This is a genomic window from Peterkaempfera bronchialis (assembly GCF_003258605.2).
GTDB classification, from domain to species: domain Bacteria; phylum Actinomycetota; class Actinomycetes; order Streptomycetales; family Streptomycetaceae; genus Peterkaempfera; species Peterkaempfera bronchialis.
Genome location: NZ_CP031264.1, coordinates 2112962 through 2129466, shown reverse-complemented (window position 1 = coordinate 2129466; position 16505 = coordinate 2112962). Strand labels below are relative to the sequence as shown.

The window sequence follows — 16505 nt, the reverse complement described above, 5'->3', positions numbered from 1 at the left end:
ACGTCGCACCAGTCCTCGGCCTGCGAGTCATGGCCTCTCGGGCAGATCGGCATCAATGCCCCCCTACTACTTCTTCACGCGTACGGTCTTCGTGGAGCGGGTCTCAAGGGTCATCTCGTCGGCCTCGCTCACATGCTTGCGGAACCGAACGGTACCTTCCTTCGGATCGACCACGTCCACCACCTTCTGGAGCAGCTTGAAGGTGTCCTCGTTGCCGGAGGCGTGGGCGAGCCGAACGGCCTTGCCCAGCTTGGCGGTTGCCTGGTCGAGGTCGCCGCTGCGGTGGGCTTCGAGGCCCTGCTGGATGGATTCGGCCAGTTCGGCCTGGCCGGTGTAGTGGGCGACCTGGGGGCTGATCCGGGTGGAGGCGGCCAGGTCGTCGGTCCAGACGGCCTTGACCAGACCCTGGGAGAGCACCTCGGCGGAGCCGTCGGGTCGGGGGAGGACCAGGCTGACGCGGGCGGCGAGCATCTCATTGCCGAGGGCGGTGGCCGGGACCTCGATGCAGAGGTGGTAGTCGCGGCTCTCGTCGCCCCAGGAGCCGGTGGGGTAGTCGCCGGCGCGGGGGGCGGCCTCGGTACGGCGGTCGGTGAGGTCGGCGACGGTGGGGGCGACCTGCTTGACGAACTTCACCAGGGCGTTCTGCGGGGTCCAGACGCGCAGGGAGACATCGGCGACCTCCTTGGCCATGGCGGTCTCCATCATGGCGCGGAAGTCCGCTTCCAGGCCGGACGGGTCGGCGACGATGTCCACGGTGCCCAGCAGGGCGGCGGAGATCCGGCGGAGCTCCTGGACCTCCCAGTCGGTGCCGACGCCCCGGCAGTCGCAGGTGAAGTGGCCGGAGACGGCGTCCAGGGTGGCCTTGAGCAGTTCGGGCTGCTCATGTTCGTTGCGGCCGTCGGTGAGCAGGATGCCGTGCCGGATGGGGATGTCGCGGCGGGTGAGGAAGAGGCTGTCGGCCTTGCGCAGCCAGGTGCCTATCGCGGTGCCGCCGCCGGGGTGGAGGCGGCGGAGTGCCTGCTTGGCGGCGCCCCGGGTGGTGGCGGTGGCGACGGCGAGGCGTCCGTCTCCGGGGTAGATGTCGGCGGCGGTGTGGGTGCCGGCGACCACGGCGAAGGCCACTCCGTCGCGGAGGGTGTCGATGGCGGCGGCGGTGGCCTCGCGGGCGGCGCGCATCTTGGCGGACGGGTAGTCCATGGAGCCGGAGCAGTCCACCATGATCACCACGGCGGCGTCGGAGCCGCCGGAGTCGGCCGGCGGACGGCCGCCCGAGGTGCCGCCCCCGGTGGAGGTCACCTGGATGATGGCGTTGACCTCCCGGGCGCCCTCGGAGAGGTACGCGTTCTGGAAGATGTCGACCGTGAAACTCGGGAGGTTGGACTTGGTCAGCTTGGCCATCGCCGATGCTCCTGTCGAGGTGGCGGGGGGTCAGACGGTGGGCGGGAGGTCGACCAGGGTGGGGGTGGGCGGGGCCTCGGGGCGGCGGCCGGGGGCCGGGGGGAAGGGCAGTACGGCGACCGTGATGTTGTCGTGGCCGCCGCCGGCCAGGGCGAACTGCACCAGGTCCCGGGCGGCGCTCAGCGGTTCGGTGCGGGCGTCGGCCGGGACGGCGTCGGCGAGGGCGGTGGCGGCCTCGGCATAGTTCCACAGGCCGTCGGTGCAGACCAGGATCACGCCGGGGACATGCGGAGTGAAGGTGACGGTGTGCGGGTCCAGCTCCCCGGCGTCGGCGCCGAGCCAGCCGGTGATGGCGTGGGCGCGGGGGTCGGCGTACGCCTCGGCCTCCTCCATGAGGCCGGCGGCCACCATGCGGGCGGCCCAGGAGTCGTCCTCGGTCAGCCGGTAGGGCTCGGCGGCCTCGCGGTCGTCGGGGATCCAGTAGGCGCGGCTGTCGCCGATCCAGCCGATGGTGACCGCGCCGCCTGCGGCGACGGCGCTGACGCAGGTGCAGGCCGGGGAGTTGGTACCGGGCTCCGGGGCGCGGCCGTCGGCGAGGGCGTCGACCGCGCGGGCCGCGTCGAGCAGCGCGTCATGCATGGCGCGGGTGGGGTCGGTGCCGGCTTCCAGGGCGGTGAGCAGCGACTCGGAAGCGGTGTCGGCCGCTGCCTGGGACGCCTCGTCGGGGCGGGTGGCGGAGGAGACGCCGTCGCAGACCACGGCGACCACGGCGGAGGCGCCGTCGGGGAGGGAGGTGGCGGCGACGGTGAAGGAGTCCTCGTTGCGGTGGTGCCGGTGGCCGCGGTCGCTCACCCCGGCCACGCCTTCGAGGCAGCGCTCCACATGGTCGCGGGGGTTGGGCCGGGCGGCCCCGCAGGTGTCGCAGTAGCCGTCGGCGGCGATGCGGCCGTCGCACTGGGCGCACGGCGGGCCGGACGGTTCGTCGAGGAGGAGGTGGGCGGGGGCGGCGAGTACGAAGTCCCCGGTGCCGCCCCGGGGGGTGGCGGGGGATTGGGCGAGGTTGATTCCGCACGCGCCGCAGAACACGTCTTCGGGTTCCAGCGGCTCCGCGCAGGACGGGCACACGGTCATCTGCGGCATCCTTGTCACACCCATGTCCTGGGCCGGGTTCGGTTCGCCCGCTCCACGAGGGCGAACCGGTTCTCCTGCCGGTCCGCCAACCGGGCCAGCACCCGGTAGGAGTCCTCCAGGGCCCCGCGCAGTTCCCGTTCGGTGGCGGGATGCCCCAGCAGGGTGAGGTGCGGCGGGTCCGGCGGGCCGGTCAGGACCCAGCCGAGTGCGGCGCCGAGGACTTCGACGCGCAGCTCCGTACGGCGCCGGTCGTCCAGGTCGAGGGCGGGCAGCTGGGCGGAGCAGGCGGCGAGGTCGGCCCCGAGCGGTTCGCCGGGCGCGCGGTCGCGGATGCGGGCCCGGATGGCGGCGACCCGGGCCGGGGTGTAGTGGCTGGAGGTCTCCGGGACCGACTCCAGGGCCTGGACGGCGCCGCTGCGGTCGCCGGCGGCGAGCCGGACCCGGGCCAGGCCGAAGGCGGCGCTGACGTAGGAGCGGTCGGTGTTCCAGACCAGGCGGTAGCAGGCGGCGGCGGTGTCGCGGCGGCCGAGCAGTTCGGCGCAGATGCCGAGGGCCAGCTTGGGGGCGGCCTCGCCCGGGAAGGCGTCGCGGACGGCGTCGAAGGCGTCGGCGGCGGCGGAGAGGGACGCCTCGTCGTCGGCGGCGGAGAGGGCGGCCAGGCCGCGGTACCAGACGACCCGCCAGTCCTCGGACCCCTCCAGGGCGTCCAGGGCGGCGTTGACGGCCGGGGTGTCGGCCAGTTCGAGGTGGGCCCGCAGGGCGCGCAGCGTGAGCGCGGGGGAGGTCGCCGGGGCGGTCTGGAGGGCGGCGACGACCTCGGCGGGCGCGGTGGCGACCAGGGTGGCCAGGAAGCCGGCGCCCGGGTCGGCCGGGTCGGTGCGGGGGACGGGCAGCGCCAGGGCCGCCGCGCGGGCGTCCAGTGTGGTCACCCGGGGCGGGGTGCCGGGCGGCAGGGCGGGGCGGGTCGCCGGGGCGGATCTGCCCCGGGGGGTCTCGGGTGGTTCGACGGCGCTCTCGGGCGGCACCAGGGCGGTGTCCGCGACGCGCAGCTCGGGGCCGAAGAGGGTGGAGAGGGCAGGGCGCGGCCGGCCGTCCTGGAGGGAGAGCACCTCGCGCAGCACACCGGTCAGCTGGTCCGCCATCTCCTCGGCGGAGGAGAAGCGCCGACCGGGGTCGGGGTCGGTGGCGCGGAGCAGCAGCCGGTGGAAGGACTCATAGCGGGCGAAGAGCTCGACCTGGTCGGGGCCGGGCAGGGTGTCGCGGTAGGTGGTGGTGTAGCCCTGGAAGTCGAAGGTGAGCACGGCCAGGGTGCGGCCCACGGTGTAGAGGTCGGAGGCGGGGGAGGGGCCCTCGGTGGCGATCTCCGGGGCCTGGTAGCCGACCGTGCCGTAGATCGGGCCGTCGTCGTCCAGGTGGCGGACCGCGCCCATGTCGATGATCTTGAGCGTGTCCTCGCTCTGGATCACGTTGTCGACCTTGAAGTCGCAGTAGACCAGGCCCCGGCTGTGCAGATGGCCGAGGGCGGGGAGCGCTTCGAGCGCGAAGGCGATGGCCTGCTCCACGGGCAGCGGCTCACGGCGGCCGTCGGGGCCGCGCCGGGCGTTGGCGATCTCCTTGAGGGACTGCCCGCCGACGTACTCCATGACGATGTAGCCGTCGGTGGACCCGGTGCGGGTGTCCGGGTGCTCCACGAAGTTGATGATGCGGACGATATTGGGGTGGTCGACCTCGGCGAGGAAGCGCCGCTCGGCGATGGCCACCGCGAGCGCGTCCTGGTCGCCGGTGTCCAGCAGGCCCTTGAGCACCACCCAGCGGTCGTTGACCCGGCGGTCGATCGCCAGGTAGATCCAGCCCAGGCCGCCGTGCGCCAGGCAGCCCACCACCTCGTACTGGCCGCCGACCAGATCGCCGCCGAGGAGCTTGGGGGAGAAGGAGTAGGTGCCGCCGCACTGGGTGCAGAACCCCTCGGTACGGCCGGGGCGGTCGGCCCGCCCGCGCCCGACCGGGGCCTCGCAGCTGGAGCAGAACCGCTTGCGCTCGGGGACCTCGGGGTTCTCCAGCACGGCGGTACGGGGGTCCGGGCGCGGTACCGGAGGCACCGTCACCAGGCCCGCGCCCAGTCGGCTCCGGGTGGCGGCGGAGGAGGAGGCCCGGGAGCTGCGCACCGAGACGGAGCGGCCGGAGCCGGTGGAGCCGGTGGAGCCCGTGCGGGTGGAGCCGGTGGGGGTGGAGCGCTGCGAGGGGACGGAGCCGGTGGGGGCGGGGGTGGGGGCGAGGCCGCAGGCGGTGCAGTAGCCGTCGGGGTCGATCTCGCCGGGGCAGCCTGGTTGCGGGCAGGCCGACGAGGCGGGCGGCGCGGCGGGCGGCTCGGTCGCCGGTGCCAGGCCGCAGGCGGTGCAGTAGCCGTCCGCGTCGATCTCCCCGCCGTCGCACTCCTGCCGGGTGCACGGTACGCCCATGGTGCTCTCCCCCTTCTGCCGTTCAGTCCGCCGGTTCGGCCACCGGCCGCAGCGCCTGCTGGTACCGGGCCACCGCCGACTCTGCGGCCCGCAGGTCGCACGGTGCGCTCCAGAGCAGCCACCGTGCCTTCTCATACCGCTCGATGATCACCGGGTCCTCGGCCAGCCCGAGCCGGGCCGCCATCGCCTTGTAGGCGTCCAGCCGCCCGCGCAGCTCGGCCCGGACGGCCAGCGGCCGGGTCACCGAGGTCAGCGAGTGCCGGGCCCGGACCAGCTCCTTGGCCGCCGCGTCCTCCAGCGAGTCCAGCAGCGGCGCCAGCCGGTGCCACTGGCCCTGGTGGCGCAGCTCGGCCGCCACCGCGATCCGCTCCCGCAGCGCGGAGGCCGGTCCCGGCACGGCCGGTACCTCGGTCGCCGCGATCTTGGCCAGTACCTCGCCGCGCGCCCGGCGGGCCTCGGCCAGCGTCGCGTCGGCCCGTACCAGCACCTCGCCGACCTGCTGAAGCCGCTCGTCGGCCTCGTCGCGCAGCCGCAGCAGCGCCTCCAGCTCCACCCGCAGGTCGTCCAGCTCGCGGGCCGCCCGGTCGAAGCGGGCGGTGTCCACGGTGCCGGTGCCGGCGCCGCCCGACTGGTCGGCCCCGGTGCCGCCGGGCGTCCAGAGCGCCAGCGGGTCGCAGACCACCTCGGCGCGGAGCGTGGTGAGTTCGCCGCCCAGCTGCTGGAGGGCGTCGGCGGCCGGATGGGCGCCCGGTCGCACCCCGACCGAGCGGGCCAGCGCCTGCACCCGCTGACCCTCGGCGAGGAGCAGGTCTATCCGGGCGGGCAGCGCCGACCAGACGGCGTCCGCCGCCGCGACCACGTCGATCACCGTGGCGTACCAGGCGTTCATCCGCGCGACCAGCTCGGCGAGGGTCAGCTGCTCGCTCAGCCGGGCCGGACCGGCCAGCGCCCGGGCGGCGTCCGGGACATGGCTGCCCGACACGGTGACCCCGGCGCCCTGGAGCAGCTCGGTGAGCTCCACCAGCTCGGCCTGGCCGGGCCGGGCGCGGCGGAAGCGGACCGCGCGGGCCGCCGCGAGCGCCTCGACATACCGGTCGAAGAGCGACCAGAGCAGCGCCACGCCCTGCTCGGCGACGGCCCAGCGCTCGGCGGTGCGGCCGGTCAGCTCGGCGCCTTCGAGCAGCCGCCGGCCGGGGTGGTCCTGGAGCGCCAGCAGCGCCGCCTCGATCGCGTCGCGCTCGGCGCCGAGCCGCACCAGGGCGCGGTCCACCTCCTCCCGGTTCATCACCGGGCCCGCAGGTCCCGTCAGCGCCATGCCCCGCCTCTCTCGACTCTCTACGGAAGGTACCGTGCCGCCGGCGGACCGGCGGACGGACCCAGGTAGGGCTCCAGCCAGGTGCGGTAGCTCTGCTGCCAGGAACCGTTCCGGTACTGCTCCAGCACCTGGTTGACGCGCGCCACCAGATCGGTGTCCTTCTTGTTCATCGCCACACCGTACGGCTCCACGGTGAGCGGGCGGCCGATGAGGTGCACCGTCGGGTCCTGCGCCACCTGGCCGGCGCCGAGCGCGTTGTCGGTCATGGTGGCGTCGACCCGGCCGAGCTGCATCAGGACGAGGCAGTCCAGCTGATTGCCCACCAGGTGCACCGTCGCGCCATGCGCATCCTTCTCCAACTCCTCCTGCGCCGTCGAGCCCTCGGCGGCGCAGACCGTCCGCTTGCGCAGCGCCTGGTCGACCGTGCGGGCGGGCGACGACCGGGGGACCACGATCTGCTGGCCGGCCTCGAAGTACGCGGTGGAGAAGGCCACATCGTGCAGCCGCTTGCAGCTGATCGTCATGGTACGGGCGATCAGATCGACCTCCCCGGAGGTGATGGCCTCGATCCGCTTGGCCGTGGGCACCGTCTTGTACTGCACCTTCTTCGGGTCGCCCAGGACGGCCCCGGCGATGGCGTGCACCAGGTCGATGTCGAAGCCCTCGAAGTCGCCGGTGGCCGGGTTGCGGTAGCCCCAGCGGTAGCTGTTCTGGTCGACGCCCGCGATCAGGTACCCGCGCCGCACGATGGCGGCGACCTTGGGGCCGGCGCCGCCGGACGGCGGCACGCTGCGGGTCATGGTCTGCGGGGTGCAGCCGTCGTCGGCCGCCGCCTGCACGGCGGTGGTGTGCCCGGCCGCCGCGACCGTCGGCCGGGCCGGGGACGACCCGCCCGCCCCGGCGAGCGCCGCCGCCACCGCCACAGCCGCCGCCATCAGCCGCACCATCGGCTTTGCCATCCCGATCCCCCTCACCGGTACTCGGCCAGTCGGCGGCCGATGCCCAGCAGCGCCGCCGCCGCGGCGAGCAGCGCGAGCACACCCGCGCCCACCGCCAGGCCGCCGAGGGCGTCCCGGCCGTCGTCGGCCGCCGCCCGGAAGTCCCGCTGCTCATGGTCGACTGCGGCCGAGAGCTCGCGGTCCATGCGCTCGAAGGCGGCATCGGTGGTCGCACCGCTGCCCACCGTGGCGGCGACCGCCGCCGGGTAGTCGCCCTTGTCGTTGTCGGCGGTGGCGGTGTCATGCAGCCGGTCCCAGCTGCGGAACGCGGCGACCGCCGCCTGCACCCGGGCCCTGCCCTCGGCGTCCCCGGCGGCCAGCGCCAGGGCGTCGCCCAGAGTGCCGCCCGACCCGTCGGCCCGGTCGCCCGCCAACTGCTTGGTGACGCTCTCCCAGCGGTCCGCGTACTCCGTGGTGGAGCCGCGCGCCACCAGGTTGAGGTTCTCCGCGCCCCGGCCCTGCAACGCCTGGATCCGGGCCTGGTCGAGCATCCGCAGCGGGGCGGCGCCGCCCCGGTCGCTGTCGGCCAGGTCGGAGCGGGCCAGCCCATGGCCCACCAGCAGCCAGAGCAGCGCCGTCGCGGTGGCCGCGGTGGCGCCCAGCAGGCCCACGTTGAAGACCCGGTTGGTGCGCCGGAACAGCTGCCGCTGGAACCGGACCAGCGCCACCAGCGCCAGCACCCCCAGGGCGAGCGAGGCATACGGCACGGCCCGCGCGTCGGCGTAGTCCCGCTGGAGCTGCCGGTTCTCGGCCTCGTACAGCTGCTGCGCGGCGGCCAGCATGCCGTGTGCCTTGTCCGGGTCGTCCGGGTGCAGCTGGTCCTGCTGCTGCATCAGCGTGGAGGCGAACCGCAGATAGGCGCCGCCGAGCGGCACCCCCTCGCGGTTGTACGCCCGCGCGGTCTCCACCAGGCCCGCGTAGACCGGCAGTTGCTCATTGAGCGCGGTCAGCCACCGCTGGCTGCCGGAGGAGGCCGTGGTGCGGGCGGCGGCCCTGGTCAGCAGGGAGGAGGCCCGGGTGAGGTCCTGCTCATAGCGTTCCCGGACCGCCTTGGGCTCGCTGCCCGCCAGCAGGAACCCGGTCGCGGCGGTGGTGTCCGCGTCGGCCAGCGAGCGGTAGATCTCGGCGGCGTCCTGGCTCAGCGGCTGGCTGCGCTCCACGATCCGGTCCGCCGCCTGCGCCCGCCCGTCGACCTGCCACCCCGTCACCGCGCCGAAGGCCAGTACCAGGACGGCCAGCACCAGACCGGACAGCCGCAGCCCGCCCGGTACGGTCCGCACCGCGCGCAGCAGCCGGGCGCGGGCCTCGGCCGGTGCCGAGGGTCTGCCGCCCGGCGGGTCCGGCCTGTGCACCGGTGGTGATGTGATCGTCATGCGCTCCACCCTCCCCTGCGGACCGCCGGCGGAGGGATTCCGGCCCCTCCGCCTGCAGTATGGCCACCCCCTGTGACAGCCACACCGGAATTGCGCCGATCTTGAGCCTCGGCGAACCCGTCAAAGGCGGATATTCCCGGACAAGTCCGGCGTCTGTGCAGTCGCGCAGCTCCACGGCACTGTACGAGCCGTCGGGGGGCCGGTCAGTCGGCGGGGTACCAGGCGCGCAGGCGCCGTTGCGCGGCGGCGCCGCCGCCCAGCCCCTCGGCGGCCAGGTGGTCCAGCCCGAGCAGCGCGGCGCCGACCACCGGGGGCGCGCTGACCACCCGCGGTACGGCCAGCGGGGCGCCGGCGGCCAGCCGCTCCCGTACCGCGTCCAGCAGCAGCGGCTGCCGGGAGGCCAGCACCCCGCCGCCCAGCACCACATCGGCGGGCGCGTCCAGCAGATCGAGCCGGCGCAGCGCCACCAGCGCCAGCCGGGCCACCTCGTCGGCCTGGCGGTCCACCAGGTCGCGGGCCACCCGGTCGCCCTCCTCGGCGGCGGCGAAGAGCACCGGCACCAGTTCGTGCAGCCGCGCGTCGGGGATCTCCTCCAGGTGCACCGCCTCCGCCACGGCGGTCGCCGTCGGCCGCCCGAAGTGGCGGGCGACGGCGGCGGCCAGGGCGGTGGCCGGGCCGCGCCCGTCCTCGGCCCGCACCGACCACCACATCACCTCCAGCGACAGCCCGTGGCCGCCGCCCCAGTCGCCGGTGATGGTGCCCAGCGCCGGGAAGCGGGCGGTGCGGCCGTCCGGCAGCAGGCCCACGCAGTTGATGCCCGCACCGCAGACCACCGCTACGCCGCGCGGTGTGTCGGTACCGGCCCGCAGCAGCGCGAAGGTGTCGTTGGCGACCACCGCCGTGCGGCCCCAGCCCTGTGCGGCCAGGGCCTGTTGCAGCCGCTGCTCCTCCACCGGGAGGTCGGCGTTGGCCAGGCAGGCGGAGACATGGGTGACCAGCGGGCCGGTCCCCCGGCCGAGGTCGAACCCGGCCTCGGCAGCGGCGGCGGCGACCAGCGGGGCGAGCCCGGCGACGGCGGCCTCGGCGCCGATCAGCTGCGGGATGAAGCCGCCGCCCCGGGCGGTGCCCAGGACGGTGCCCTCGGCGGTCACCACCGCCACGTCGGTCTTGCTGTTGCCGGCGTCCACCGCCAGCACGCCGCAGATCCGCTCCGGCTCCGTCGCCCCGACCGTCCCCGAGCCGATCGGGTTGCCCACGGTGGCCGTTCCGGTCGGCAGGCCGCCGTCGTCGTTCTCCACGCTGTGCTCCCCACCGCCTCCGTCCGCCGTAGCCTGGCAGGTCCCGCCGGACCGGGTCATGCCCAGGCCAGGTGCGCGCGGTTGTGAGCGATCAGACGGTCCGTCAACTGCTCGGCCAGGTCCAGCTGGCCGACCAGCGGGTGGGCCAGCAGCGCGTCGTACACCCGGTCGCGGCCACCCAGCAGGGCGGCCTCCAGGGCCAGTTGCTCATAGGCGGTGACATGCGCGATCAGCCCCGCGTACAGCGGCTCCACCGGCCGCTGCGGCAGCGGCCGGGCGCCGCCCGCGTCCACCACGGCGGGGACCTCCACCACGGCGTCGTCGGGCAGGAAGGGCAGGGTGCCGCCGTTGCGGACATTGACCACCTGGACGGACCCCGCCGCCGAGCCGGTGCCCAGCAGCGAGGCGACCAGCGCCACCGCCGCCTCCGAGTAGTAGGCGCCGCCGCGCTTGGCGAGCAGCGCGGGCTTCTCGTCCAGCGCCGGGTCGGCGTACATCTCCAGCAGCTGCCGCTCGATGGCGGCCACCTCGGCGGCCCGGGAGCCCTTCACCCTCAGCTCCTCCACCACGGTGTCGTGCCCGTAGAAGTAGCGCAGGTAGTAGGAAGGGACCACACCGAGCCTGCGCACCAGGGCGAGCGGCAGCTCCAGGTCGTCGGCGACGGCCTGCCCGTGTGCGGCGAGCAGTTCGGGCAGCACCTCGCGGCCGGTCTCCCCGCCGGGGGTGTCCAGCAGGGTGACGCCGCGCTCCCAGGTGAGGTGGTTGAGGCCGACGTGGTCCAGGCGGATCCGCTCCGGGGCGACGCCCAGCAGCCCGGCGAACTTCCGCTGGAAGCCGATGGCGACATTGCAGAGGCCGACGGCCCGGTGGCCGGCGGTCTGGAGGGCGCGGGTGACGATGCCGACCGGGTTGGTGAAGTCCACGATCCAGGCGTCGGGGTTGGCCCGGCGGACCCGCTCGGCGATGTCCAGCACCACCGGGACGGTGCGCAGCGCCTTGGCGAGGCCGCCGGCGCCGGTGGTCTCCTGGCCGACGCAGCCGCACTCCAGCGGCCAGGTCTCGTCGCGGTCGCGGGCGGCCTGGCCGCCGACCCGCAGTTGCAGCAGTACGGCGTCGGCGCCGTCCACGGCGGCGTCGATGTCCGTGGTGGTGGTGACGGTCGCGGGGTGGCCCTGCCGGGCGAGGATCCGCCGCGCCAGGCCGCCGACCAGGTCCAGCCGGTCGGCCGCCGGGTCGGCCAGGACGAGCTCGCCCAGCGGGAGGGTGTCGCGCAGCCGGGCGAAGCCGTCGACGAGCTCCGGGGTGTAGGTCGAACCGCCGCCGACGACGGCGAGCTTGAGCGGACCGGTGGAGGTGGACATCAGCCCTTGACCCCTGTCAGTGTCACGCCTTCGATGAAGGCCCTCTGTGCGAAGAAGAAGAGGACGATGACCGGCGCCATCACCAGCAGGGTGGCGGCCATCGTCAGGTTCCAGTTGGTGTGGTGGGCGCCCTTGAAGGACTCCAGGCCGTAGGAGAGGGTCCAAGCGGACTCGTTCTCGCCCGCGTAGATCTGCGGGCCGAAGTAGTCGTTCCAGCAGGCGAAGAACTGGAAGAGGGCGACGGCGGCGATGGCCGGCTTGGCCATCGGCACGACCACCCTGAGCAGGGTGCGCAGCTCGCCGCAGCCGTCGATGCGGGCCGCCTCCAGGTACTCCCGGGGGATGGTCAGCAGGAACTGCCGCAGCAGGAAGATGGTGAAGGCGTCGCCGAAGGCCATCGGGATGATCAGCGGCCACAGGGTGCCGGAGAGGTGCAGCTGCTTGGCCCAGAAGAGGTACATCGGGATCACCACGACCTGCGGCGGCAGCATCATCATGGAGATCACGGCCATCAGCGCGATCCGCCGCCCGGGAAAGCGGAACTTGGCCAGCGCATAGGCCACCGGGAGGCTGGAGACGACGGTGAGTACGGTGCCCAGCCCGGCGTAGAGCAGGGTGTTGCGCCACCAGGTGAGGAAGCCGGGGGTGTTCCACACCTTGTCGTAGTTGGCCCACGCCCACTGGTGCGGCCACAGGTCGGAGGTGAGCGCCTGCTGGTCCGTCATCAGCGAGGTGAGGAAGAGGAAGACGAACGGCAGCAGGAAGAAGAGCGCGGCGGCTATGGAGAGCGCGTGTACGGCGACCCAGTGCAGCGCCGCCCGGCGGCGGGCCGCGCGGGCGGCCACCGGCGACGCGGTGCCGAGCGCGGCGGCGGGGAGGATGTCGGTCATGGTGATCGCGGCCCTTCTCAGTCCTCGGCGCCCATGAGGCCGGAGCGGCGGCGCAGCAGCAGTGCGGTGAAGGCCATGGCGACGGCGAAGAGCAGCAGGGCGACCACGCAGGCGGAGCCGTAGTCGAAGTGCTGGAAGCCGAGGCTGTACACCATCTGCGGCAGCGTCCAGGTGGACCCCGCCGGGTAGCCGGGCTCGAACTGCTGGCCGGAGTTGCCGATGATGCCGCTGGCGACCTTCCCGGCGACCAGGGCCTGTGTGTAGTACTGGAGGGCCTGGATGACACCGGTGACCACGGCGAACATCACGATGGGGGAGATGTTGGGGTAGGTGACGAAGCGGAACCGCTGCCATGGCCCGGCGCCGTCCAGCGAGGCCGCCTCGTACTGCTCCCTGGGGACGTCCAGCAGCGCGGCCATGAAGATGACCATCAGATCGCCGATGCCCCACAGGGCGAGCAGGGTGAGCGCGGGCTTGGACCAGTGGGGATCGGTGAACCAGCCGGGCTGCGGCAGGCCGATCGAGCCCAGCAGGTGGTTGACCGGCCCGGTGCCGGGGTTGAAGAGGAAGGCGAAGCCGATGGTCGCGGCCACCGGCGGGGCCAGGTAGGGCAGGTAGAAGGCGGTACGGAAGAAGCCCGCTCCCGTCTTGACCTTGGTGATCAGCATGCCGACGCCCAGCCCGAAGGCCACCCGCAGCGTCACCATGACCACGACCAGCCAGAGGGTGTTGCGGACGCCCTGCCAGAAGTACGGGTAGTCGCCGAAGACGTACTTCCAGTTCTTCAGCCCGGTGAACGTCGGCTGGGCGAAGCCGTCGTAGTGCATGAAGGAGAAGTACAGGGTGGAGACCAGCGGGTAGCCGAAGAAGACCGCGAAGCCGATCAGCCAGGGCGCCAGGAAGGCGAGCGTGCGGGCCGCCTCCCGGCGGCGCTTGCTGCGAAGCGCCGCCAGGACGGGGAGATGGGCTGCCATTCCGGTCACTTGGCCTGGGCCACGGCGGCGTCGATCTCCTTGTCGACGCCGGCCAGGCCCGCCTTCAGGTCGGAGACCTTGCCGGACTCGTAGGAGTAGCCGAAGTTCTGGAGGGACACCTGGTAGGCGCCGCCGTTGATGCTCGCCGGGGTGGTGGAGGAGTACGGGTTGGCGGCGATGTCCAGGAAGGTCCTGAAGTTGGGGTCCGGGTCGATCGCGGGCGACTTCAGCGCCTCGAAGGTGCTGGGCACATTGTGGATGGCGTTGGCGAAGCCGACCACCGCGTCGGTGTCGGTGGCGAGGTACTTCACCAGCTCCCAGGAGGCGTTCTGCTTCCTGCTGGTCTGCGCGATGCCGATGATGGTGCCGGTCTGGTAGCCCCGGCCGTAGGTCTTCAGCTGGTCGTCCGGCACCGGGAAGGGCGCGGTGGCCCAGTCGAACTTCACGCCGTCCGCCTTGAGGTTGGCGATCCGCCACTCGCCGTCGATCGCCATGGCGACCTGCCCGGTCTCGAACGGGTTCTTCTCCGAGAACTCGTCGCCGAAGCCGGTCCGGTACTTCTCCAGCTTCTGGAAGCCGCCCAGCTCGGAGACCAGCTTCCGCTGCCACTCGAACATGGCGGTGACGCTGGGGTCGGACGCCAGGTTGGACTTGCCGTCCTTGTCGAAGTAGGTGGCGCCCCACTGGCCCAGGAAGTGGGTGGGGGTGGACTCATAGCCGTGGAAGTCCGGCATGAAGCCGAGCTGGCTGTACCCGTCGCCGGTCGCCTTGGTGAGCTTCTTCGCCACCTCGGAGAACTCGGAGAGCGTCTTCGGCGGGGCGGTGATGCCGGCCGCCTTGAAGGCGTCCTTGTTGTAGTACAGCCCGTAGGCGTCGGCGAGCAGCGGCAGCGCGCAGCGGGTGCCGTTGAACTCGGTGTACTGGGCCATCGCTATGGGGAAGGTCGCGGAGACCTCGATCCCGGACTTGTCCAGAAAGGGCTTGAGGTCGGCCCAGACGCCGGAGGCGCAGAACTTGCCGACGTTGTCGGTGGTGAAGGAGGAGACCACGTCGGGCGCGTTGTCGCCGCCGGCCCGCAGCGCCTGGTTGATCTTGTCGTCGGTGACGTTCTTGACGACCTTGACGTGGATGTTGGGGTGCGCCTTCTCGAACGCCTTGATGTTGTCGTCGATCGCCTTCACCTCGGACGGCTGGCTCCAGCCGTGCCAGAAGGTGATGGTGGTCTCCTTGGAGGCGTCGTCGGTGGCGCCGCCCTCGCTGCTGCCGGTGCAGGCGCTCGCGAGCAGGGCCAGGGAGGCGGTGCAGGCGAGGGCGGCGGCGGTCCGGCGCACTCTGCGGGTGCTGGTGGTCACGGGGATGTCCTCCTGGAGGGGCGGGGCGGGGCGGGGCGGGGGCTCGGAGGGGCTCGGGGGCGGTGGTGACAGGAGGTGGGGCCAGGTGGCGGTGTCAGGAGGTGGGGTCAGGAGCTGGGGTCAGGAGGTGGTGAAGACGGATTCGCGGACGGTCGCCAGTGCGCTCTGCAAGGCGCCGTGGACGACCGGGGACCCCTCCAGGGCGCTCAGCCGCAGCCGGGGCCGGGGCACGGCCAGCCCGGTGAGCTCCTCCTGGACGAGGGCGCGCAGCCGCTCCCCGCCGGCCCGGGGCACGTCCCCGGAGAGCACCACCAGCTCCGGGTCGACCACCGCGACGATCGCGGCCAGCCCGGTGGCCAGGCGGTGCGCCAGCTCGGCGAGGACGGCGCCGCCGCCGGGGGCGGTCGCGGCCCTGGCGACGGCCTCCCTGGCGGTGCGGGCGCCGATCCCGTGCTGCTTGGCCAGGGCCAGTACGGCGGGTGCGCCGGCCAGCTCCTGGAAGCCGCCGGAGTTCTCCCGGCGCACATTGCGGATCAGCGGCGCTCCGGGCAGTGGCATATAGCCGACCTCGCCGGCGCCGCCGGTGAAGCCCCGGTGCAGCCGGCCGGCGATCATGATCGCCGCGCCGATCCCCTCGGCGGCCCAGAGCAGTACGAAGTCCTCGCAGCCGCGCGCCTCGCCCAGGGTCTGCTCGGCGACGGCGGCCAGGTTGACGTCGTTCTCGAAGGCGACCGGCATCCCCAGCGCCTCCGCCAGCTCGGCCAGCAGCCCGGGTGCGTGCCAGCCGGTGAGGTGCGGGGCGTAGCGCAGTCGCCCGGTGAGCGGGTCGATGGCCCCGGGGGCGCCGATCACGGCCTGGGACAGCTGCCGGCGCTCCAGCCCGGCCTGGCGGACCGCCTGGTCGACGGCCGCGACCACCCGGTCGACGGTGCCTGCGGCCTGCCGCCCGGGGGTGGCCAGCCGGTGCTCGCCGACCACCCGGCCGGTGATGTCGGCGACGGCGACCCGGATGCGGGCCGGGGTGACATCGAGGCCGGCCACGAAGGCGGCGCTCCGGTTGAGCTCGTACAGCCGGGCGTTGGGGCCGGGCCCGCCCTCGGTGGTGCCCACCGGCACCACCAGCCCGGCGGACTCCAGCCGGGCCAGCAGCTGCGAGGCGGTGGGTTTGGAGAGCCCGGTGAGGGTGCCGATCTGGGTCCGGGAGAGCGGGCCGCGTTCCAGCAGCAGGTGCAGCGCGGCCCGGTCGTTGATGGCGCGCAGCAGGCGGGGGGTGCCCGCGATGGGGCCGGCGGGGTTGCCGCTGCCTCCGGTCACCTGGCCGCCTCCGTGAACTGTTAGGAAACTTTCCTATCGGTGCCAGGAACCTAGGTCCGGCCGTGCGGGGTGTCAATGGTCCGTGCGGCCGGGGATGCGGAAGCGTTACCACCGCCTCCGTGTGACCGCCCGGCGACGCTCGGTGAAAATGTGTGGCGCATCACATGTGTGGACGGTCCGTGACGCTATGTGTGCGAGCGGTCGGGAAATGTGGCGATCCAGCATTCCCGAACGCATTCGCCACTACCCAACGTCATGGATTCTTTAGGATTGAACATATGACCAGGAAGGTCGGTTTGACGAGGGCCCGTCAGCGGTGAAGGATCTCAGTCGTACCGCCGCACCGGACCAGTCCGGGGGCGGTGCGAGGGGTGCGGACGGCCGTACGGGAATGCCCTTGGAGGCGCCCGATTGCGCCAATCCCCGGGCAGTTTCCGGCCTGCCCGGTGTAGCGCGAAAATGCGGCAGACCGTATATCCGGGAACCGGCGCGGCGGAACCCGGGAAAGGGGTGGATACGGCTGCCGTCCGCCGCCCGCACTCCGACCGGTCGTCGACGGGCCCGCTCCAGGCCCGCTGCACGGCCGGCGCGGCGTCGACCGGGGGGCCGGTCGACGCCGCCTGCCTCCCCGCCTGTATCGGG

General features: G+C 73.5%; 12 protein-coding genes. All 12 read right to left on the bottom strand.

From position 1 onward, the window contains the following. Positions 1 to 66: 66 nt before the first annotated feature. Positions 67 to 1398 carry a vWA domain-containing protein gene (locus C7M71_RS09300; protein WP_111495487.1) on the bottom strand — a complete coding sequence of 444 codons (1332 nt, stop codon included), beginning with the start codon at positions 1396 to 1398 and terminating at the stop codon, positions 67 to 69. Between the two features lie 30 nt (positions 1399 to 1428). Beyond that, positions 1429 to 2538, bottom strand: a complete 1110-nt coding sequence (locus C7M71_RS09295; RefSeq protein ID WP_114914281.1) for a PP2C family serine/threonine-protein phosphatase — start codon at positions 2536 to 2538, stop codon at positions 1429 to 1431. Between the two features lie 5 nt (positions 2539 to 2543). Next, entirely contained in the window at positions 2544 to 4988 is a 2445-nt protein-coding gene (locus C7M71_RS09290) for a serine/threonine-protein kinase (RefSeq protein ID WP_114914280.1), read from the bottom strand. Positions 4989 to 5010: 22 nt separating this feature from the next. Further along, positions 5011 to 6303 carry a hypothetical protein gene (locus tag C7M71_RS09285; protein ID WP_111495040.1) on the bottom strand — a complete coding sequence of 431 codons (1293 nt, stop codon included), beginning with the start codon at positions 6301 to 6303 and terminating at the stop codon, positions 5011 to 5013. Between the two features lie 20 nt (positions 6304 to 6323). Further along, positions 6324 to 7262 carry a glutamate ABC transporter substrate-binding protein gene (locus tag C7M71_RS09280; protein WP_114914279.1) on the bottom strand — a complete coding sequence of 313 codons (939 nt, stop codon included), beginning with the start codon at positions 7260 to 7262 and terminating at the stop codon, positions 6324 to 6326. A gap of 11 nt (positions 7263 to 7273) precedes the next feature. Next, on the bottom strand, positions 7274 to 8674 hold the full coding sequence (locus tag C7M71_RS09275; RefSeq protein WP_111495535.1) for a hypothetical protein: 1401 nt from the start codon (positions 8672 to 8674) through the stop codon (positions 7274 to 7276). 203 nt (positions 8675 to 8877) lie between these two features. Continuing rightward, positions 8878 to 9918 (bottom strand): N-acetylglucosamine kinase, encoded by a 1041-nt coding sequence (locus C7M71_RS09270; RefSeq protein WP_407675978.1) that lies wholly within the window; start codon positions 9916 to 9918, stop codon positions 8878 to 8880. A gap of 110 nt (positions 9919 to 10028) precedes the next feature. Then, entirely contained in the window at positions 10029 to 11333 is a 1305-nt protein-coding gene (locus tag C7M71_RS09265; protein ID WP_111494519.1) for a 6-phospho-beta-glucosidase, read from the bottom strand. After that, the gene (locus tag C7M71_RS09260) at positions 11333 to 12223 is read right to left on the bottom strand and encodes a carbohydrate ABC transporter permease (protein WP_111494521.1); all 891 of its coding nucleotides are present in this window, start codon (positions 12221 to 12223) and stop codon (positions 11333 to 11335) included. The genes C7M71_RS09265 and C7M71_RS09260 overlap by 1 nt, the downstream gene beginning before the upstream one ends. 17 nt (positions 12224 to 12240) lie before the next feature. Continuing rightward, positions 12241 to 13197 (bottom strand): carbohydrate ABC transporter permease, encoded by a 957-nt coding sequence (locus C7M71_RS09255; RefSeq protein ID WP_111494527.1) that lies wholly within the window; start codon positions 13195 to 13197, stop codon positions 12241 to 12243. A gap of 5 nt (positions 13198 to 13202) precedes the next feature. Beyond that, complete coding sequence (locus C7M71_RS09250; protein WP_229758630.1) at positions 13203 to 14549, bottom strand: ABC transporter substrate-binding protein; 1347 nt, start codon at positions 14547 to 14549, stop codon at positions 13203 to 13205. A gap of 120 nt (positions 14550 to 14669) precedes the next feature. Then, positions 14670 to 15863 carry an ROK family transcriptional regulator gene (locus tag C7M71_RS09245; protein WP_111493599.1) on the bottom strand — a complete coding sequence of 398 codons (1194 nt, stop codon included), beginning with the start codon at positions 15861 to 15863 and terminating at the stop codon, positions 14670 to 14672. Positions 15864 to 16505: the final 642 nt, after the last annotated feature.